Annotated in this window: 17 protein-coding genes; 7 read left to right on the top strand and 10 right to left on the bottom strand. The window is 67.5% G+C overall.

Annotated elements, in window-relative coordinates; translation table 11 throughout:
- Positions 1 to 56 precede the first annotated feature (56 nt).
- Genes N5C18_RS06905 through cyoA form a run of 5 tightly spaced genes read right to left on the bottom strand, consistent with a single transcriptional unit; the run spans position 57 to position 4602 of the window.
- Positions 57 to 737: an SCO family protein gene (locus N5C18_RS06905; RefSeq protein WP_279944135.1), complete on the bottom strand. Its 681-nt coding sequence runs from the start codon at positions 735 to 737 to the stop codon at positions 57 to 59.
- Positions 738 to 748: 11 nt separating this feature from the next.
- The gene (gene cyoD, locus N5C18_RS06900; RefSeq protein WP_053510762.1) at positions 749 to 1081 is read right to left on the bottom strand and encodes a cytochrome o ubiquinol oxidase subunit IV; all 333 of its coding nucleotides are present in this window, start codon (positions 1079 to 1081) and stop codon (positions 749 to 751) included.
- 1 nt (position 1082) lies between these two features.
- Complete coding sequence (gene cyoC, locus N5C18_RS06895; protein ID WP_279944134.1) at positions 1083 to 1718, bottom strand: cytochrome o ubiquinol oxidase subunit III; 636 nt, start codon at positions 1716 to 1718, stop codon at positions 1083 to 1085.
- Positions 1715 to 3691, bottom strand: a complete 1977-nt coding sequence (cyoB, locus tag N5C18_RS06890) for a cytochrome o ubiquinol oxidase subunit I (RefSeq protein WP_006474876.1) — start codon at positions 3689 to 3691, stop codon at positions 1715 to 1717. The genes cyoC and cyoB overlap by 4 nt, the downstream gene beginning before the upstream one ends.
- A 5-nt stretch (positions 3692 to 3696) precedes the next feature.
- Complete coding sequence (gene cyoA / locus N5C18_RS06885; RefSeq protein WP_279944133.1) at positions 3697 to 4602, bottom strand: ubiquinol oxidase subunit II; 906 nt, start codon at positions 4600 to 4602, stop codon at positions 3697 to 3699.
- A gap of 183 nt (positions 4603 to 4785) precedes the next feature.
- Here cyoA and N5C18_RS06880 point away from each other — a divergent pair, with 183 nt between their 5' ends.
- Genes N5C18_RS06880 through N5C18_RS06865 form a run of 4 tightly spaced genes read left to right on the top strand, consistent with a single transcriptional unit; the run spans position 4786 to position 8661 of the window.
- On the top strand, positions 4786 to 6201 hold the full coding sequence (locus N5C18_RS06880) for a PLP-dependent aminotransferase family protein (protein WP_279944132.1): 1416 nt from the start codon (positions 4786 to 4788) through the stop codon (positions 6199 to 6201).
- A 55-nt stretch (positions 6202 to 6256) separates the two neighbouring features.
- Complete coding sequence (locus tag N5C18_RS06875) at positions 6257 to 6535, top strand: hypothetical protein (RefSeq protein WP_232281358.1); 279 nt, start codon at positions 6257 to 6259, stop codon at positions 6533 to 6535.
- A complete protein-coding gene (locus N5C18_RS06870) occupies positions 6535 to 7137 on the top strand; it encodes a DUF6436 domain-containing protein (RefSeq protein ID WP_053451047.1) in 603 nt (200 codons plus the stop codon). Before N5C18_RS06875 ends, N5C18_RS06870 begins: the two co-directional genes overlap by 1 nt.
- Before the next feature lie 9 nt (positions 7138 to 7146).
- Entirely contained in the window at positions 7147 to 8661 is a 1515-nt protein-coding gene (locus N5C18_RS06865; protein WP_279944131.1) for a PLP-dependent aminotransferase family protein, read from the top strand.
- A 70-nt stretch (positions 8662 to 8731) separates the two neighbouring features.
- Here the strand turns inward: N5C18_RS06865 and N5C18_RS06860 are convergent, their stop codons facing one another.
- From N5C18_RS06860 to N5C18_RS06850, 3 genes are all read right to left on the bottom strand, one after another.
- On the bottom strand, positions 8732 to 10033 hold the full coding sequence (locus tag N5C18_RS06860; protein WP_279944130.1) for an aminotransferase class V-fold PLP-dependent enzyme: 1302 nt from the start codon (positions 10031 to 10033) through the stop codon (positions 8732 to 8734).
- Positions 10033 to 12435 (bottom strand): TonB-dependent receptor, encoded by a 2403-nt coding sequence (locus N5C18_RS06855; protein WP_279944129.1) that lies wholly within the window; start codon positions 12433 to 12435, stop codon positions 10033 to 10035. The genes N5C18_RS06860 and N5C18_RS06855 overlap by 1 nt, the downstream gene beginning before the upstream one ends.
- Before the next feature lie 187 nt (positions 12436 to 12622).
- Complete coding sequence (locus N5C18_RS06850) at positions 12623 to 13042, bottom strand: hypothetical protein (protein WP_279944128.1); 420 nt, start codon at positions 13040 to 13042, stop codon at positions 12623 to 12625.
- Positions 13043 to 13228: 186 nt separating this feature from the next.
- Between N5C18_RS06850 and N5C18_RS06845 the strand changes: the two genes are divergently transcribed.
- From N5C18_RS06845 to N5C18_RS06835, 3 genes are read left to right on the top strand one after another with little or no spacing between them, the layout of a single operon-like run.
- Positions 13229 to 14056: an AraC family transcriptional regulator gene (locus N5C18_RS06845; protein WP_053451052.1), complete on the top strand. Its 828-nt coding sequence runs from the start codon at positions 13229 to 13231 to the stop codon at positions 14054 to 14056.
- A gap of 13 nt (positions 14057 to 14069) precedes the next feature.
- Positions 14070 to 15182: an alpha/beta fold hydrolase gene (locus tag N5C18_RS06840; RefSeq protein WP_279944127.1), complete on the top strand. Its 1113-nt coding sequence runs from the start codon at positions 14070 to 14072 to the stop codon at positions 15180 to 15182.
- Between the two features lie 58 nt (positions 15183 to 15240).
- Entirely contained in the window at positions 15241 to 15912 is a 672-nt protein-coding gene (locus N5C18_RS06835; RefSeq protein ID WP_279944126.1) for a VOC family protein, read from the top strand.
- A gap of 1 nt (position 15913) precedes the next feature.
- Here the strand turns inward: N5C18_RS06835 and N5C18_RS06830 are convergent, their stop codons facing one another.
- The gene (locus N5C18_RS06830; protein WP_053511764.1) at positions 15914 to 17317 is read right to left on the bottom strand and encodes a TPM domain-containing protein; all 1404 of its coding nucleotides are present in this window, start codon (positions 17315 to 17317) and stop codon (positions 15914 to 15916) included.
- A complete protein-coding gene (locus tag N5C18_RS06825) occupies positions 17314 to 19149 on the bottom strand; it encodes a M3 family metallopeptidase (RefSeq protein WP_279944125.1) in 1836 nt (611 codons plus the stop codon). The genes N5C18_RS06830 and N5C18_RS06825 overlap by 4 nt, the downstream gene beginning before the upstream one ends.
- Positions 19150 to 19213: the final 64 nt, after the last annotated feature.

Below are 19213 nucleotides of genomic sequence, written 5' to 3'. Positions count from 1 at the left end.
CTCCTGGCCGGCCGGGGGATCAGGGGTGTGCCAACCAAGGTTGGCACCCACCAGCGTCAGCGGGCGGCGAGTGTGCCGTTGTGGGTGAGGCTGCAGCTGGCCAGCGGACCGTTGCCGGCCGCCGGGTGCGCGGGCTCGAGCAGCAGGCGCTGCACGTCGGAGAACAGCTTGTCCACCGGCATGCCGTAGGGGGCGAACAGCCGCAGCCGACCCTGGCGATCGAACACGTAGCCACCGGCAATGTGGCTCATGGTGTAGGTCTGTGGGATCGGGCCGGGTTCCTTTTCATAGAACGCCTTGAAGTCGCTGGCCATGGCGGCCAACTGTGCCTCGTTGCCGACCAGCGCCACCGCCTTCCGGTCGAACGCTTCCACGTAGGTGCGGGCGACCTCGGGCGTGTCGCGGGCCGGATCGACGCTGACGAACACCACCTGCAGCTGGTCGGCGTCCTTGCCCATCAGGTGCTTGACCTGGCTCAACTCGACCATCGTGGTCGGGCACACGTCCGGGCAGCTGGTGAAGCCGAAGAACAGGTAGGTCACCTGCCCCTGCAGATCCGCCGGGCCACGCACGGTGCCGTGGCTGTCGGGCATCGACCAGTGCTGGCCGAGTTCTTCGCAGGCGATGTCCTTGGAATAGAAGTCCATGCGCGACTGCGCACTGCAGCCGGCCAGCAGTCCGAGCAGCAGGCCTGCGGCCAGGCGCAGGCCACGATGGGGGAACGCAATGCCTTTCACGGTGCGCAGGCTCAGTTGATCATCATGTGGTAGTGCATGCTCCAGATGATCCAGACCGACAGTGCGACGACGATGAACAGGATCACCAGGGTGAACACGAAGCTGGCCAGGTTCCAGCCACCTTCGGACTTGCGGTCCATGTGCAGGAAAAAGACCAGCTGCACCAGGATCTGCGCCACCGCGAAGCCGACCAGCAGGAACAGCGTGAGCGGCCGCGACAGCACCGGGTTCATCACCAGTGCGAACGGCACCACGGTGAGCAGCGCGCACAGCACGAAGCCGATCAGGTAGGACGTGGTGGAGCCGTGCGCATTGCCGGCGCGCGAGGTTTCGACGTGGGCCATGTCAGAAGGCTCCGATCAGGTAGACGAAGGTGAAGACGCAGATCCACACCAGGTCCAGGAAGTGCCAGAACAGGCTCAGGCACGAAACGCGGGTGATGTTGGTCGGGGTCAGGCCACGGCGGTAGACCTGGTGCATCACCACTGCCATCCAGATCAGGCCACTGGCCACGTGCAGGCCGTGGGTGGCCACAAGCGCGAAGAACGCTGACAGGTAGGCACTGGTGCTGGGGCCCGCGCCTTCGTGGATCAGGTGCGAGAACTCGTAGAACTCCATGCCGATGAACGAGGCGCCGAGCACGAAGGTCACGCCCAGCCAGCGCAGCACTGCCGAAGCGTCATGGCGGTGCATTGCCAGCACGGCCTGGCCGTAGGTGATGCTGGAGACCAGCAGCAGGAAGGTTTCGGCCATCACGAACGGCAGCGAGAACAGGTCCTTGCCGGTGGGGCCGCCTGCGTAGGCGGTGCTGAGCACCGCGTACGAGGCGAACAGCGAACCGAACAGCACCAGGTCGGACATGAGGTAGACCCACATGCCGAACACCTTCATGCCGCCCTGCTCATGGCTGTGGTCGTGTGCGTGGTGGTCCTCGTGCGCCGGCGTATCGCTGGCCAGCTCCGGGCGGGTCAACAGGTTCATGCGCGTACCTCCTTCAGCTTGGCCAGGTTGGCCGCTTCGGTGCGCGCCACCTCTTCGGAACTGACGTAGTAGTCCACGTCCTCGTCGTAGGAGCGCACGATCAGGGTCACGATCATGGCGATGAAGCTGGCGGCGGCCATCCACCAGATGTGCCAGACCAACGCGAAGCACAGCACCAGGATCCAGATGTTGAGGATCAGCGGCACGCCGGTGTTCTTCGGCATGTGGATCGGCGCGTACTTCTTCGGCGGCGGTGGCAGGCCACGCTTCTTCGCTTCGTGGAAGGCGTCCAGCTCATCGGCCTTGGGCACCACGGCGAAGTTGTAGAACGGCGGCGGCGACGGCGTGGCCCATTCCAGCGTGCGTGCATTCCACGGGTCGCCGGTCAGGTCCAGGTTGCGCTTGCGGTCGCGCACGCTCACGTAGATCTGCACCAGCATCAGGATGATGCCGGCGAACACGAACAGTGCACCGATGAAGGCGGCGATCAGGTACGGCGTCCACGCCGGGTTGTCGTACTGGTTCATGCGCCGGGTCATGCCCATGAAGCCGAGCATGTACAGCGGCATGAAGGCCAGGTAGAAGCCGATCACCCAGCAGGCGAAGGACCACTTGCCCAGGCGCTCGTTGAGGGTGAAGCCGAACACCTTCGGGAACCAGTAGGCAAAGCCGGCCAGGTAGCCGAACAACGCGCCGCCGATGATGGTGTTGTGGAAGTGTGCGACCAGGAACAGGCTGTTGTGCAGCAGGAAGTCCGCGCCCGGGATGGCCAGCAGCACGCCGGTCATGCCACCGATGGTGAAGGTGACCAGGAACGCGATGGTCCACAGCATCGGCACGCTGAACTCGACGCGGCCGCCGTACATGGTGAACAACCAGGTGAAGATCTTCACGCCGGTGGGAATGGCGATGATCATCGTCATGATGCCGAAGAAGGCATTGACGCTGGCACCGGAGCCCATGGTGAAGAAGTGGTGCAGCCAGACGATGAACGACAGGATGCCGATCGCCAGCGTGGCGCCCACCATCGACTTGTAGCCGAACAGCTTCTTGCGCGCGAACGTGGCGGTGACTTCAGAGAAGATGCCGAACGCCGGCAGCACCAGGATGTACACCTCCGGATGGCCCCAGGCCCACACCAGGTTCACGTACATCATCGGGTTGCCACCCAACGTGTTGGTGTAGAAGTTGAAGTCCAGGTAGCGGTCCAGGGTGAGCGCGCCCAGCGCCACGGTGAGGATCGGGAAGGCGGCGATGATGATCACGCTGGTGACCAGTACCGTCCAGGTGAACACCGGCATCTTCATCAGGGTCATGCCCGGCGCACGCATGCGCAGGATGGTGATGAACAGGTTGACGCCGGTCAGCAATGTTCCGATACCGGAGGCCTGCAACGCCCAGATGTAGTAGTCGACACCCACCCCTGGACTGAACTCGATACCCGACAGCGGCGGATAGGCGACCCAGCCGGTCATGGCGAATTCGCCAACACCCAGCGAGATCATCATCAGCGCGGCGCCGACCACGAAGATCCAGAAGCTGAAGGCGTTGAGGAACGGGAACGCCATGTCGCGCGCGCCGATCTGCAGCGGCACGATGATGTTCATCAGGCCGACCACGAACGGGGTGGCCACGAAGAAGATCATGATCACGCCGTGCGCGGTGAAGATCTGGTCGTAGTGTTCCGGTGGCAGGAAGCCGTCACTGCCCGGGCCGGCCGCGGCCAGCTGCGCGCGCATCATCAGCGCATCGGCGAAGCCACGCACCAGCATGACCAGCGCCACCACCACGTACATGATGCCGATCTTCTTGTGGTCCACGGTGGTGAACCAGTCACGCCACAGCGGGCCCCACAGCTTGAAGTACGTCACCGCGCCGAGCAGCGCGAGGCCACCCAGCACCATGGCCGCCAATGTGACCACCACGATCGGCTCGTGCAGCGGCACGGCCTCCCACGTCAATTTACCCAACATGTTCGTTACTCCTGGGAAACCTGGGCACCACCGGCAGCGCCCGCCGGGGTGGCGGCAGCGGTGTTCTCACCCACGCCGATGAACTGGTCGATGACCTTCTTGAACAGCAGCGGCTCGACACTGGAGAAGTGCTGTACCGGTGCATTCTTCGACGGCGCGGCCAGCGCCTTGAACTGGTTGAAATCCAGTGCCTGCGGCGCGCTGCGCACCTCGGCCACCCAGCGCTCGAAGTCTTCGTTGCTGCTGGCGGTGGCGATGAACTTCATGTTCGAGAAGCCATGCCCGCTGTAGTTGCCGGACATGCCGCGGAACTGGCCCGGCTCGTTGGCGATCAGGTGCAGCTGCGTGCGCATGCCGGCCATCGCATAGATCTGGCCACCCAGCTGCGGGATGAAGAAGGTGTTCATCGTCGAGTTGGAGGTGATGTTGAACGCCAGCGGGCGGTTGGCCGGGAAGTTGAGCTGGTTGACCGTGGCGATGCCCAGGTCCGGGTACACGAACACCCACTTCCAGTCGGTGGCGATCACGTCCACGTGCAGCGGTTCGCCAGCCACGTCCAGCGGCTTGTACGGGTCCAGTTCGTGGGTGGACTGCCAGACGATCACCGCCAACACCGCGATGATGACCAGCGGCACGCCCCAGACCACGATCTCCACCTTGGTGGAGTGCGACCAGTCCGGCGTGTATTTCGCCTTGGTGTTGCCGGCGCGGAATCGCCAGGCGAACACAAAGGTCAGCACGATGGCCGGTATCACCACGATCAGCATCAGGCCGATGCAGATCAGGATCAGGTCGCGCTGGGCGAGCCCGACCATGCCCTTCGAATCCAGCAGCACCCAGTCACAGCCCGACAGGCCGAGGCAGGCCAGGGCGACCAGCGCCAGGCGGATGCGGTTCCAGCAGATATTCATTGGAGGTCAACCCTGTTGAAGAAGCGCGCTTGACCGGCTCGCCTGCGCGCAGCGCCCGGGCGTGGAGCGGCTACACTGTGGGTACGAGGTCGCCTACAAAAAGGCGATCCAATCCAATCAAGCCCATACAAGATACATGATTGTATGGACTTGTGCATCTGCACGTATGGAAAAATCTGACCGATGACGCCTCCTGCCGCCGGCCGCCGCCTGAAACATCCCAACCGCACCTGGGTTCGCCCCTTCCGCGAGGGCGCCGGACCGCTGTACCTGCAGATTGCCCAGCAGGTGCGCGAGGCGGTGGATGACGGCGTGCTGCGCCCCGGCGACCGCCTGCCGCCGCAGCGCGACCTGGCCCAACAGGTGGGCGTGGACCTGACCACCGTCACCCGCGCCTTTGCCGAACTTCGCCAGGCCGGCCTGCTCGATGCGCAGGGCGCTGGCGGCACCTTCATTGCACTGTCGGCCGGCAACCGCAGCACCTCGGTCGACCTGAGCATGAACATCCCCCCGCTGCTGGGCAGCGCCCCGTTCGCGCAGGGCATGGAAGCCGGCTTCCAGCACGTGGGCCAGCAGCTGGGCCAGGGCGAGCTGATGAGTTACCACGTCGGTGCCGGCACCCGTGAGGACCGCGCCGCCGCCGTGCAGTGGCTGGCGCCCATGCTGGGCACCGTGGGGGCCGACCAGGTGGTGATCTGCCCCGGTGCGCAGACCGCGCTATGTGCACTGATCCTGGCCCGTACCCAGCCGGGCGAGCTGATCGCCGCCGAACAGCTGACCTATCCCGGGCTGCTGGCCGCCGCGCGCGTGCTGCAGCGGGGCGTGGTGCCGGTGGCGCTGGACGCCGAAGGCATGCTGCCGGACGCGCTGGAAGAAGCCTGCCAGCTGCGCCGCCCGCGCCTGCTGTACCTGGTGCCGACCATCCAGAACCCGACCACGGCGACGATGTCGGCACAGCGCCGGCAGGCGCTGCTGGCGGTGGCAAAGCGCCACGATCTGACCGTGATCGAAGACGATCCCTACTGGTTGCTGGCCGGGGACGCCGCCCCGCCGCTGGCCGCCCACTGCGACGCCGGCTGCCCGGTCTATTACATCTCCACCCTGTCCAAGTGCCTGGCGCCGGGCCTGCGCACCGCCTATCTGGTGGTGCCGGCCGGCGAGCCGATGGAACCGGTGCTGGATGCGCTGCGCGCGATCGCGCTGATGCCGACCCAGTCGATGGTGGCCGTGGCCTCGCAATGGATCCGCAGCGGCCAGGCCCAGGACATGGTGCAGCGCTTCCAGCAGGAACTGCGCGAACGCCAGGCGATTGCCGCGCAGTACCTGCCGTCGCGTGCCCGCGCCCATCCGGCCGGCCTGCATGTCTGGTTGCCGCTGCCGCCACGGCTGGACCAGTACCGGCTGATCCAGGCCGCGCAGGAACAAGGCCTGGGCATCGCCAGCTCCGATGCCTTCAGCGTGGAGGAACCGCCACCGGGCAACGCGATCCGCCTGTCGCTGGGCGGCGCGGTCGACCAGGGCGCGCTGGCCGGGGCGCTGGCCAAGCTGAATGAGATCCTGTCCGAAGCCCCCGAAGCGCGGCACAGCGCCATCGTCTGAACCGTGCGCATGGCGCGCCATCCATACAAGATGATATTTTGTATGCAATGTATGGATGAAGGGACGAGCGTCGATGCGCGCCGAGAAACTGAAGTTCCACCTGGTGATGGCCGGGTGCGGTGGCTTTGTGGTGCTGATGCTGGCCGCGCTGGCCTGGGTCTGCCTGCAGCCGCAGACCGTGGATGTGCAGGCCGCCGAGCGCCACGCCATCGAGCAGTGCGTGCAGCGCAGCGAGGATCCGGCGCGTAGCGAGATCCAGCGCCGCGCGCAGGCCGACTCCTGCCGCGAGATGCGCAAGCAGTACGTGCACAAGTTCGGCGGAGACGCGTCCTGATGGGCGCAGCCGCGCCGCGCGCGCGCCGCTGGCTGCTGCCGACGATGATCGCCCTCGCCTGCCTGTTCATGGCCGGCGTGGCGGCGGCGTTGTGGCAGTACTTCGGCTACGGCGCGCAATCCACCTTCACCGAACAGGCCATCGTCTTCGACGACTCGCAGCTGCGCCTGCCGGCCAATCTGGCCGGCGATACCGGCCGCATCCGCGTGGTGCATTTCTGGGACCCGGCCTGCGCAGTCTGCAACCGCGAAACCGGCGCACACCTGAGCTACCTGATCAGCATGTACCGCCGCGCCGGCATCGACTTCTATGCGATCCGCCGCCCCGGTACCGAGGGCGAACTGCCCGAGCCGCTGCGCAGCAAGGTGATCCAGCTGCCGACCATCGACGGCATCGAACACATTCCGGCCAGCCCTGCGGTGGCGATCTGGGACCGGCAGGGCCACCTGGCGTATGCCGGCCCGTACAGCATCGGCATGGTCTGCAACTCGGCCAACAGCTTCGTCGAACCGCTGCTGGACAAACTGGTGCGCGGCGAAACCGTACGCCCGAAAGGACTGCTTGCCGTGGGCTGTTACTGCCCCTGGCACGCCCCGCGCTGAGGACGCGCAATGACTTCACCGAGACTGGCCGGCGCGACCGCCGTAAACAACAACGGCGGTCACCTGCCCGAACCGACCGATGGTTATGGACAGGCTCCCGCCGTTGGAAACAACGATACGCCCCGACATGCTCCCTACATGCCGCGACCGGATGTCGCAGCGCGCGAGTGGGTGCAGGACGTGCTCGCGCACAGCGGGCCGATCTACCTGCGCATCGTCAACTCACTGGAACGCTCGGTGCGTCGCGGCGGCCTTGCACCAGGACAACGCCTGCCTTCGCAGCGCGCACTGGCGCTGCAGCTCGGCGTCGACCTGACCACGGTCACCCGTGCCTTCGATGAAGCACGCAAGCGTGGCCTGATCGAGGCGCGCGGTCCGCAGGGCAGTTTCATCGCACCGCCCAAGGCCGGCTTCGAGCAGGTGGTGGACCTGAGCATGAACGTGCCGCCGGTGCCCGATGCCGATGCACTGGCCGAGACGCTGCGCCGTGGCGCCGCCGCCGTACTTGCGCGCAGCAACGCGCCCAACCTGATGACCTACCATCTGGGCGGCGGCAACCCGACCGATCGCCATGCGGCGGCGCGCTGGCTGCGGCCGATGCTGGGCACCGTGGACGACGCCTGCCTGCTGCTGACCGAAGGCGCCCAGGTCGCGCTGGCGGCGATCCTGCTCAGCCAGAGCCGCGATGGCGATGCGATCCTGTGCGACACGCTGGTCTACCCGGGGTTGCTGCAGGCAGCGGCCGCACTGGGCCGGCGCCTGCTGCCAGTGGACAGCGACGAACACGGCATGTGCCCCGAGGCACTGGCCCGGCAGGCTCGCGAAAGCGGCGCGCGGCTGGTCTATCTCAATCCGACCTGCCAGAACCCGACGGCGCTGACCCTGCCACTGCAGCGGCGCGAAGCGTTGGCGCGCGTACTGGAAAGCGAAGGCCTGCTGGCGATCGAAGACGATCCGTACTGGCACCTCGCCGAGGACGCGCCGACAGCGCTGGCAACCCTGGCCCCACGCCACGTGTTCTACGTGGCCACGCTGTCGAAAGTGATCAGCCCAGGCTTGCGCACGGCCTTCGTGCAATGCCCGGATGCGGCGCATGCCGAGTCGATGACGGCCGCGCTGCGGGCGACCCGCTTGATGGGTCATCCGCTGGTGTCGGCGCTGGCCAGCCAGTTGCTGCTGGATGGCTCGGCGCAATCGTTGCTGGCGCAGGTACGCAGCGAGGCGCGCGAGCGCATGCGCATGGCGCGCTATCTGCTGGCACCGTCGCTGCTGCAGCGCGCCGAAGGCCTGCATGCCTGGTGCCGGGTTCCGGCGCCGTGGACCGATGCCACCTTGGTACGCACCGCGCAGCTGCAGGGGCTGGCCATTGCGCCCTCATCGGCGTTCTGCCCGCCCGGGGTGCTGCATCAGAACGGCGTGCGGCTGTCACTGGGGCTGGCGGCGGACCGCCGGCAACTGGAAAGTGCGCTGCGGCGGATTGACCGCTTGCTGTTGTCCGATGCGTTGCCGGCAATCGAGCGGTAGGCCTGGTAGTGCCGGCCGCTGGCCGGCAACGGCGTGCACGGATCATGAGGTTGCCGGCCAGCGGCCGGCACTACCCCAATGCCGCCAAAGCCTTCACCAATGCATCCATCTGCTCCGGCCGGGTGAACACCGTCGGCGTCACCCGTACGCAGGCGCCGGAATCGAGGCCGTCGCGGTGCGTGGTGAACACCCGATGCTCATCCAGCAGGCGCTTCTGCAGCGCGATGTTGTCGGCCGTGCTGGTGCGCCCGCGCAGGCGGAAGCTGGCCAGCGCACTGGCCAGCGCCGGGTCCGGCGAGGACAGCACTTCGATATGCGCCATCTGCCGTGCCGGCTCTGTCCAGCGCTCGCGCAGGTAGCGCAGGCGCGCCTGCTTGTTGGCCGCACCGATGCGCTGGTGCAATGCGATCGCTTCCGGCAGTGCCAGGTAGGCGGCGAAGTTGACCGTGCCGGTGTGCACCCGGCTGCCCACGCGGCCATCGTCGGTCTCGCCCATGTACGGGTCCAGATCCGCCACGCGGCCCTTGCGCACGTACATCGCGCCAACGCCGACCGGTGCACCGATCCATTTGTGCAGGTTGATGCCAACGAAGTCGGCTTTCAGGTCTGGCACCGCATAGTCGATCTGGCCGAAGCCGTGCGCCGCATCGACGATCACATCGATGCCGCGCGCCCGCGCACGCTCGGCGATTTCCGCCACCGGCAGCACCAGCCCGTGGCGGTGGCTGACCTGGGTCAGCAGCACCAGCCTCAGCCGCGGCAGGCGCGCGAACGCGGCCTCGTAGGCCTGCAGGATCTGCGCGTGGTCTGGCACTGCCGGCAGTGCGATGCGCTCCACCTGCGCGCCGCGACGCTGCTGCAGCCAGCGCATCGCGCCGATCATGCTGTCGTAGTCGATGTCGGCGTACAGCACCTGGTCACCGGGCTGCAGGCGGTTGTAGCCGCCGATCAGGGCCAGCATCGCCTCGGTGGCGCCGCGGGTGAGCGCGATCTCGTCGGCCCCCACGCCCAGCAGTTCGGCCACCTGCCGCTGCACCGCCATGTACTGCGCCGGGAATTCACGGCGGCCATACCACGCATTGCCACGGTTCACCTCGGCGGTGTGGCGCTGGTAGCTGGCCAGCGTCTCGCGCCCCATCGCACCCCAGTAGCCGTTCTCCAGGTGGTTCACTTCGTCGGTGATGTCGAAGTGACTGGCCACCGCGGACCAGTAGGTTTCATCGTGGGCCAGCTCTTCCGGTGCCACGGTCTTCGCAGGAATCTCCATCGGCCCAGCGTAGCGCGCGGCCGCTTGGGCAGGCAGTGAAGGCAGCACGGCGGCGGCCGGCAGCAAGGTGCCGGCACGCAGCAGGGAACGACGGGTACGGTCCATCAGAAGCTCAACCGGTACTGTGCGTAGAGGTTGGCGCCATCGGTGTCGTACGGCGCGTTGCGCGAATAGACCAGGCCACGGCTGGCCTGGAAGGTGGCCTCATCCGGGTAGCGGTCGAACACATTGTCGGCGCCCACGCGCAGGCTGTGGTGTTCGTTGATGCGGTAGCCCACGGCCAGGTCAAGGAAGCTCATCGCGCCGAAACGCTGGTAGATGTCGCCCACGGCGTTGCCGCTGGAGTCGGTCCAGGCGCCGTAGTAGCGCATGCGCGCCATCAGCGACCAGGCGCCGATGTCCCAGCTGCCGGTCAGGCTGCCCTTGTGCTCGGGCAGGCGGTCTTCGAACAGCACGCGCTGGGTCTCGTTGGTGGCCACCGAGGTGCTGCCGTTGTTCACGCGGGTACGGTTGTAGTTGTAGGCCAGGGTCAGCGTCATGCGGCCCGCGCCGAGGTCGCGCAGGTAGTTGCCGACCACGTCCACGCCGGTGGTGGTGGTGTCGAAGTCGTTGGTGAAGTAGTTCACCGAGGTGTAGCCCAGCGGGTTGGGCGTGCCGGCCGGAATGGCGAAGCTGGCCGACTGGCTGAAGCGGTCGGTGAGCTTGATCTGGTACACATCCACCGAGCCGGACAGGCCCAGGTCGGTGCGCCAGGTCAGGCCCAGCGAGGCGGTACGCGATTCCTCCGGCTTCAACGGCTTGGCACCGAGCAACTGGGCCAGCGGATCATTCGGCGACAGGCGGCCGCTGGTGAAGATCTGCAGCGTGCGCGTGTCCAGGCCCTGCGTGGTGCTGGTGGTGTTGAGCTGCGCCGGGGTCGGTGCACGGAAGCCGGTGGACACGGTACCGCGCAGGGCCACGTCCGGGGTGATCGCAAAGCGCGCCGAGAGCTTGCCGTCCAGCGTACTGCCGAAGCTGGAGAAGTCTTCATAGCGACTGGCCGCGCCGATGCTCCAGCGCTCGCCCAGCGGCACCTCCATATCCACATAGGCCGCCTTGCTGCGCTGGCTCCACTGTCCGGCCTGACTGGCCGAGAAGCCCGGCGCGCCGTTGGAATTGGCTTCCAGGCCAGCAGCTGCACCCGGGCCGACCGCGTACGACGCTGGATCACCGGCGCGCACCTGGTAGGTCTCCTGGCGGAACTCGCCACCGAAGGCGACGTTGATCGGCTTGGCCAGCGCGGCCACGTCCCACTCGTAGTTGAAGTCGGCGTTGGCGTTCTTCTCGGTCTGGGTCAGGCGGCCGAGATCGAACGCGGTCGGGCTGGCCGGACCGAGCGAGGCATTGATCGAGTTCTTCAGGCTGTAGTCGATGGCGTTGCGGCCATACGACGCGCTGACATCCCAACGCAGTTTGGGCGTGATCTCGCCACGCAGGCCACCCACCAGCTGCAGGTCGTTCTGGACGTTGCCGTACTGCGGGCTGAAGCCCACCGGATAGATCGAGCGCAGGTTCCAGCCGGGGAAGATCGTGGTCGTACGGTAGGCGCCGGTGGTGGTATCGGGGTTGCGCCAGTTGAAATCGCTGACGCCGTCGCTGTGGCTGTACAGGCCGAAGGCATAGAGCTCCAGCGTGTCGCTGGCGTTGGCCTTGACGTTGAAGCCGACACGGCGGCTTTCAAGGTCCGGCTGGCCCCAGCGCTGCACCGGGTTGGGCACGTCCAGGTCCGGATGCGCGGCCTGGAAGGCGATGGCATCCGGGCGCTGGCGGGTGCGCGAGGTTGCATCGGAATTGGACGATTCGGCGAACAGCACCAGGCTGCCGTAGTCACCCAGCGACCAGCCGGTGCGCGCACTGAAGTCGCGCGAGGCACCGTCGCCCTGCGCATACTGCGAATAGCCAGCGGTGATCTCGGTGCCGGGGCCATCCTCGAGAATGATGTTGATGACGCCGGCGATGGCGTCCGAGCCGTACTGCGCCGAGGCACCATCGCGCAGCACTTCGATGCGCTTGATCGCGCTGGTCGGAATCTGCGCCAGATCGGCCGCCTGCGCACCGCGGTTGCCCAGCAACGCGCTGCGGTGGAAACGGCGGCCGTTGACCAGCACCAGTGTCTGGTCCGGCGACAGGCCACGCAGGGTAGCCGGGCGCACGAACACCTGGCCGTCGGCCATCGGCAGGCGCTGCACCACGAACGACGGCACCAGCTGGGCCAGCACGTCCTTCAGATCGGTGGATTCAACCGACTTGATGTCTTCCTTGGTGAATACATCCACCGGCGCCAGCGTTTCGAACTGGGTGCGGTTGGAGGCGCGGGTGCCGGTGACCAGCATCGCATCGAGCTGGGTGGGCGCCGCGCGGCTGCCTGCCGAGGCATCGACCGCATCGGCCTCCGCTGCGATCGCGCCTCCTGCGCTGGCCATGGAAAGGGCAAGGAGGATGGAACGCGAAAGCTTCGAACGATGCACGGCAGGGCTCCGGAAAGACACGACAGGGCCAGCACCTGCGCAGGCACAACAGGGCTGGACAAGGCGCGCAGTCTCGGCGCGATCTGTGAAGGAGCCATGACGTGAGTACGACAGCTTGATGCGCCAACCCAGGTTGGCCCCTGCCACACCCCATTACCGCCCCACGCCCCATCCCCGCGTACAGGGGCTAGCCGTTGCCGTTGCCGTTGCCGTTGCCGTCGTCGCCAAAGCCGAAACGGGCCGGCCGCGCCGTTCGCAGCGGAACGAACATCAGGGCGGCGAACACCATCAGGGCGGGGGTGGACATGATCCAGATGCCCCTGTTGCGAATCCCGATGCCCATGACGTCGGCCTGCAGATCGCCGATCCACTGCAGCTGCGTCAGTATCATCACCAGCCCGCCGATGGTCGCGCACGGCAATCCACCGTGACCAGCCGCAAACAACGTCGGTGTCAGGCACGCGCCCAGCAACGCGAAGCCGGCGCGGTACACCCAGGGATTGCCGCGCCACCGTGGTGCGCCGAACAACATCAGCAGCAGCAGCGCCAGGGTCAGCAGACTGGGCAGTACCCAGAGCATGAGCAGCATTTCGATCATCTCGATCATCGGCCGGGCTCCACTGGCCGGGCATCCCACGCCGTCGTTCGCATCTTCCTGCTCCTGATCTCGTCCATGAAGCGCACATTGTTGCTGGTGTGCTGGAAGAGGCAAAGCCCCGGCGGCGCAAGAACTGCTAAACGAAGCGCCACGCGATCCGCTACTGTGCCTGGCATCGGCTTCAGGGAACGGCGGATGAGCGCGGCAGGCAAGGCATTGTGGTACATCGAAACGCATGCGGATTCACCGCTGGCACTGGCCGATATCGCAGCGGCGGCCGGGCTTTCGCCGTTCCACCTGTCACGCCTGTTCCAGGCCCGCACCGGCACCTCGGTGGTGCGCTACCTGCGGGGGCGGCGCCTAAGCGCCGCCGCGCAGCGACTGGCCGAGGGTGCGGGTGACATCCTGCCGGTGGCACTGGCGGCGGGCTACACCACCCATGCCGCGTTCACCCGCGCCTTCTGCGAACAGTTCGGGCAGACGCCGGAGCGGGTGCGCGAGAATGGCATCGCTGGATTGGCACTGGTGCAGGCAATACGCGTGGATGAAGCGCCGGCCGCCTGCACGGAAGCTCCGCGCCTGCTCGACACCCCCGCCTTCCAGGTTGCCGGCATCGGCATGCGCCACACCCGTGACAGTGGCGGTGCGATTCCCGGGCAGTGGGCGCAGCTCAACCGCGAATGGCCAACGCCAGCGCCGATCAGCTTCGGCGTGTGCTGCAACAGCGATGACGACGGCGGCTTCGACTACATCGCGGCACTGCCGGCCAGCGCGCGATCGACCGTACCCGCGCATTGGCAACGGGTCACGGTGCCCGCACGTCGCTATCTGGTGGCCTGGCACGGCGGGCACATCTCCAGCATCCGCTCCACCTGGTTCTGGCTGCTGGACCACTACCTTCCCCACTCGGGCCTGAGCCTGGCCGATGCGCCGGACCTGGAACGCTACGACGCCCGCTTCGATGAGCACACCGGCAATGGCGGCGTGGAAATCTGGTTGCCGGTGGACCAACGCCCTCGCTGACATGGAGTTGAAGATGCGCATGAAGGCCACTGTGCTGGGAATGATCCTGATCGGCCTGGCGAGCGTCACCGCCGCCGACGAAACCGGGTTGGCCGGCGAGCGCCACGGCACCACGACGGTGGACAGCGCCGCGGTGCGCGATGTGCAGCACCGCGACGCGCTGCGCTACACGGTCTGGTATCCGGCACAGGCCGGCAGCCGCGAAACCGCGTTGACCATCGGCCCGCCCGATGCGCCCCTGTTTGACGTCGGACGTGCAGCGCTGGATGCACCGGTTGCGGGCACGCGCCTGCCCACCCTGCTGCTCTCGCATGGCAATGGCGGCAGCGCGCGCATGATGGGCTGGCTGGGCACGGCGCTGGCGCGCGCCGGGTATCTGGTGATCGCGGTCGATCATCCCGGCAACAACGGTGCCGATCCGATGACCCTGCCGGGCAGCGTGCTGAGCTGGTTGCGTGCCGATGATCTGCGCGCTGCGCTGGCGGCGGTACAGGCCGATCCGGTGCTCGGTGCACACGTCGATCGCAGTCGATTGGGGGTGGTCGGGTTCTCGGCCGGTGGCTACACCGCGCTGCTGGCCGCCGGTGCACGGCCCGACCTGCAACGGCTGCTGGCGTTCTGCCGTGCACATCCGGATGACGGCGTCTGCCGGCCCCAGCAGGAGGCCGCCACGCACACCATGGAAGCGCGCCTGGCCGCCGCGACCTCCCCTGCACTGGCCCCCTGGATCTCCCACTCTGACGACGCGCGCGCCCTTCCCGGCGTGCGCGCGGTGTTCCTGCTGGCACCCGCGATCGTGCAGGCGTTCGCGCCCGGGCAGCTGTCCTCGTTGCAGCTGCCGGTGTCGATCGTGCTGGGTGATGCTGACAAGGTTGCCCCTCCGACGAGCAATGGCGAAGCCGCACAGGCATTGATTCCGGGTGCGACGTTGCTGCGCCTGGCAGATGTCGGCCACTACGATTTCCTGTCCACCTGTACGGCTGCCGGCGTGCAGCGGCTACCGGACCTGTGCACCGCTGCGACGTCAACGGCGGGAACCCACCGGCGGACGGTGGATGCAGCGACGGGGTTCTTCGACGCTGCGCTGCGTGAGCCGCACGATAACGAACCGTTGCATCTACGGTGACACGTGCGCAATCCCCGCAGGATTAAACTCGGCGCATGCGCTCCATGGAGGATCGATCATGCGCCTGCTCCACCTGACCCTGCCGGTGTCCGACGTGGCCACCGTCGCCGCGTACTTCCACGACGTGCTGCAGCAGCGCGTGGTCGGCAACCACGTGCACGTCGGCTGGAGCACGATCGAACTGCAGCCCGCCGCTGATCATCCGGTCGGCGGCGTGCACCTGGCCTTCAACGTGCCCGACAACCGCTTCGGCGAGGCGATGGCCTGGCTGCGCGAGCGCACCGCCTTGCAACGCAATCCAGCCGGACTGGACTACTTCGCGCTGGAAAGCAGCTGGCAATCGCAGTCGGTGTACTTCACCGGTCCCGATGGCCTGATCCTGGAACTGATCGGACGCCGCCGCCTGCCAGGCGGCACGCGCCAAGGGGCTTTCCATGGCGGCGAGCTGACCTGCCTCAGCGAAGTCGGCCTGCCCAGCCACGATGTCGACAGCGTGCGCGAGCAGGCCAGCCAGCGCTTCGGCCTGCAGCCGATCAGCCCGCCGTCGCCGCAGTTCGCGCCGATGGGCGACGACGAGGGCCTGCTGATCGTGGTGGCGGCCGATCGCCGCTGGTTCCCCGAGCAGAAGGATCTGCCCAACGCGCAGGGCCTGCAGCTGCAGGTCGGCGATGTAGGCGGCGCGGGTGTTGTGGAAGACGCTTCGCTGGGGTGGCGGGTGCAGTCTGCCTGAACTACCAGCTGCCCGACGCGCCACCGCCGCCGCTGCGCCCGCCGCCACCGGACCAATCGCTGGAACTGCTCGAGGATGAACGTGACGACGCACTGCTGGACGCGCTGCGAGAGCCACCGGATGAGCGCAGGCCGCCGCGTGCCCTGTCAGCCGGCAGCAGGGTGAAGATCCACACGAAGTACAGCACCAGCGTGCCCGCACTCCACCCGATCGTCGCCGCAAGGCGCGCCGCCGGCTCGGCCCGATCGATGGCCAGCAGTGCGAAGAGTGCGTAGCCGGCGCTCAGCAGCAACAACACCGTGAACCGTACCGCGAAGCTGCCGCGATCCTTGTGCCAGCGCGCGCGGCCGGCCTGTACGATGAAAAACACCAGCATCGCGGCAATACCCACGGCCAGGTCCAGCAACACGTGCAGGGCCAGGCTGGGCGGCAACTGGCCCCGCAGCAGCATCACCCCGAAGAACACCCCATTGGCCCCGAGCAGGCCCAGCAATACAACGCGCAGGCCCCGGCTGCGGCGCCAGCACCAGCCGAGCAGGCTCGCCACGGGTACGCACAGCGCCAGCACGAAGCAGATCGCCGCCATTGCCTGGCGGGGTGCCCACAGCGCCGCCGCCAGCACACCGGCGGCGATCACCGCAGTCACCAGCACCGGGCGGCCCCAGGCCGGTAACCGCTTCGGTCGTGTCTGCGGCGTGGCGGCCGCACGCGATGTTCCGCGCCGGCGCTGGCGATGCCTGCGCGCGAAGTCGTCCGGCGTCCTTGCCTCGGGCCGCGAGGGCGGCGACCGCCACAGCCCGGCGAGGAAGCCGGCCAGCAGCGACAGGGCAACCACCGAATCCGCGCTGCGCCAGTCCGGCGGCAGCACGTTGCGTGCCGACGGGTCTTCCCAGCCCGGCAACGCCTCGCCATCAATCAGCGCGACCACGACCTTCGTTCCATCCAGCAGCCCCTGGTCGAGGTCGCCCTCGCGGAAGCGCGGCACGATCGCCTTGTCGATGATGCGTGCGGCATAGGCATCGGGAATCGCACCTTCCAGGCCATAGCCGGTCTGGAGGCGCACGCGGCGGTCCTGCACGGCCACCAGCAGCAGCACGCCATCATCGACACCGGCGCGGCCCAGCTGCCATTGCTCGAACACCCGCTGTGCATAGGCTTCGATGCCCTCGTCGCCAACCTGGTCGACCACCAGCACCTGCAACTGCGCGCCGGTACGCGCCTGCAGCTGTAGCGCCTGCGTGCGCAGCGCGTTGCGGGTGTCTGCCGACAGCGCATGGGCGGTGTCCACCACCGGATCATCCAGCGCCGGCACCGCCACGGCGGCCATCGCCATCATCGGCAACAGGCACAGCAGCAACAGCCCTACCGTGGCCCAGGTCCGCCTGACCGCGCGCAGCCCGCTCATGCGCCCTGCCCCTGCTCGATCCGCGCATGCAATGCCCGCAGCTGTGCGGCCAACTGGTTGAACACCTGCAGATCGGCATCCACCAGGGCCGGCCAATCCGGCGCCTGCCCCAGCAGCTGTGCCACCTGCTCGTTCGGCGCGCGATCAAAGCCTTCGCCCAGCACGGCCAGATAGCGCTGGCGGAACCGCTCAGGGTCGCGCTGGTCCTGCACGTAGAGCTGCACGGCCAACAACCCTGCATACAGGTAGTTCACCAGATAGTTCGGGTCGTCATACATCAGGCGCTTGCCGATCCAGCTGTTGCGCAGCTGCGGATAATGCTCCGGATCCTGGCCGAAGCGCGCCAGCACCTGGCCGGTCAGCGCATCCAGGTCATCGGCGGTACCCAGCGTGTTGTCGGCCACGCCGCGGTAGATCGACTGCTCCAGCTGCGCCTCCTCGGACGAGGTGAACAGCTGCAGCACCATGTCGTCCAGCAGCGACTTCAGGTAGTAGGCCTTTGCCCGCGGGTCCTGCGCCTGCTGGTACAGCTGGTCGCGGAAGCGCAGTTCGTTGTAGATGGCGAACGCCTCGGTCAGCCATGGGCTGCCATTGCGCTGCAGCGGCGACGCATGGCCACGCTGCATCCACTCGCCATGCAGCGCGTGACCGGCTTCGTGCGCGATCTCGACATCGCTCTCCAGCTCGCCGCTGCGCACGCCGACGAACAGCATTGCCGGTACGCCAGGTGCGCTCACCGGGAAGGCATCCAGGCTGCGGTCACCGCGCTCGGTGGCCAGGTCCATGCGCCGGTTGGCCGGATCGAGCAGCGCGCGCAGCTCGCCAACATACGCCGGGCCCAGGTGCTGCATGGCATCGGCGGCGGTGTCGCGCAGCTGCGGCAGCGCCAGCACCGGCGGGGTGTATCCGGCATCGGGCACCGTGGTATCCCAGAGCTGCGGCGCATCGATGCCCGAGCGCGCGGCGTGGCGCAGCAGCATGTTCTGGTAGCCACGCCGATCGCCAGCATGATGTTCGATTGCCAGCAACGTCGCATCCACCGCCGATGTATCCAGGCCCATGCGCTGGTAACCACGCGCCGGGGCCGAGCCATCGCCCTGCAGGCGTGCGGCGGCATCGTTCACCTGCACCAGCCCCAGCAGTACCGAGGCCATCGGCTCCCGGCGTGATTGAAGACCTTGCCAGTAGCCCTTCCAACCGGCCTCGCGCAGCGCGCGGTCCGGATGCCGGGCCAGCGCCTGCTTGTCGTGCCCGGTATCCCAGTGCCGTCCATCGCGCTCGATCTGCGGGTACTCGGCGCTGCGCAGGATCTGCCCACGCAGGCGCGCGAAGCTGTCCAGCGCCGGATCCGCCAGGGCGTCCACCGCCTCATCCATCGCGGCATCGGCCGGGGCAGCCGCTTCCTTCAGCGCACGCGCGCGCAGGAACGCATACGGTGCCGCCCACGCCGCGTCCATGGGCGCCTCACGCAGGGCAGCGCGAGCAGTTCGGGCGATGCGGCTGCACAGCCCCATCACCTGGTCCAGCGCCTGTGCCGGTCGGTGGTCGCGCGCGTTGCGGGCGGCCTGCAGGTGCAGGTAGGCATGATGGCGCAGGCACTGTGCCTGCATGGCCTCGGCCTGCTGGAAACGTTGCGCGGGCGCAATGCCGGCCGCATGCTGCAGGGCCTCCAGCTGCTTCTCCAGCGCATCACGCGCGCGCTGCTCGGCCGCCGCATCGGCGAAGTAGGCACGATCATCGGCCTGCAGCGATTCCGCCCGGATACCGGCAAGAGGGGCCATCGCCAGAATCACGGCAACGACTGCGGTAGTGCGCATCCTGCGAGCCTGCATCGGCGTCTCCCTGCCTGGACCATGCCTCGAGCCTAGCAGCCGCTGCCGCCCCGCGCCTGTGCCG

Origin of the sequence: Stenotrophomonas sp. GD03930, from assembly GCF_029839665.1 — a bacterium.
GTDB classification, from domain to species: Bacteria; Pseudomonadota; Gammaproteobacteria; order Xanthomonadales; family Xanthomonadaceae; genus Stenotrophomonas; species Stenotrophomonas forensis.
The sequence above is the reverse complement of the archived record's forward strand: the minus strand, read 5'-3'. Positions and strand labels throughout refer to the sequence as shown.

Coding starts and splice junctions, on each gene's coding strand:
- cyoD (WP_053510762.1), bottom strand. CDS start 1,081: ATGGCCCACGTCGAAACCTCGCGCGCCGGCAATGCGCACGGCTCCACC.
- cyoC (WP_279944134.1), bottom strand. CDS start 1,718: ATGAACCTGTTGACCCGCCCGGAGCTGGCCAGCGATACGCCGGCGCAC.
- cyoB (WP_006474876.1), bottom strand. CDS start 3,691: ATGTTGGGTAAATTGACGTGGGAGGCCGTGCCGCTGCACGAGCCGATC.
- cyoA (WP_279944133.1), bottom strand. CDS start 4,602: ATGAATATCTGCTGGAACCGCATCCGCCTGGCGCTGGTCGCCCTGGCC.
- N5C18_RS06880 (WP_279944132.1), top strand. CDS start 4,786: ATGACGCCTCCTGCCGCCGGCCGCCGCCTGAAACATCCCAACCGCACC.
- N5C18_RS06875 (WP_232281358.1), top strand. CDS start 6,257: ATGAAGGGACGAGCGTCGATGCGCGCCGAGAAACTGAAGTTCCACCTG.
- N5C18_RS06870 (WP_053451047.1), top strand. CDS start 6,535: ATGGGCGCAGCCGCGCCGCGCGCGCGCCGCTGGCTGCTGCCGACGATG.
- N5C18_RS06865 (WP_279944131.1), top strand. CDS start 7,147: ATGACTTCACCGAGACTGGCCGGCGCGACCGCCGTAAACAACAACGGC.
- N5C18_RS06860 (WP_279944130.1), bottom strand. CDS start 10,033: ATGGACCGTACCCGTCGTTCCCTGCTGCGTGCCGGCACCTTGCTGCCG.
- N5C18_RS06850 (WP_279944128.1), bottom strand. CDS start 13,042: ATGATCGAGATGATCGAAATGCTGCTCATGCTCTGGGTACTGCCCAGT.
- N5C18_RS06845 (WP_053451052.1), top strand. CDS start 13,229: ATGAGCGCGGCAGGCAAGGCATTGTGGTACATCGAAACGCATGCGGAT.
- N5C18_RS06840 (WP_279944127.1), top strand. CDS start 14,070: ATGCGCATGAAGGCCACTGTGCTGGGAATGATCCTGATCGGCCTGGCG.
- N5C18_RS06835 (WP_279944126.1), top strand. CDS start 15,241: ATGCGCCTGCTCCACCTGACCCTGCCGGTGTCCGACGTGGCCACCGTC.
- N5C18_RS06830 (WP_053511764.1), bottom strand. CDS start 17,317: ATGAGCGGGCTGCGCGCGGTCAGGCGGACCTGGGCCACGGTAGGGCTG.
- N5C18_RS06825 (WP_279944125.1), bottom strand. CDS start 19,149: ATGCAGGCTCGCAGGATGCGCACTACCGCAGTCGTTGCCGTGATTCTG.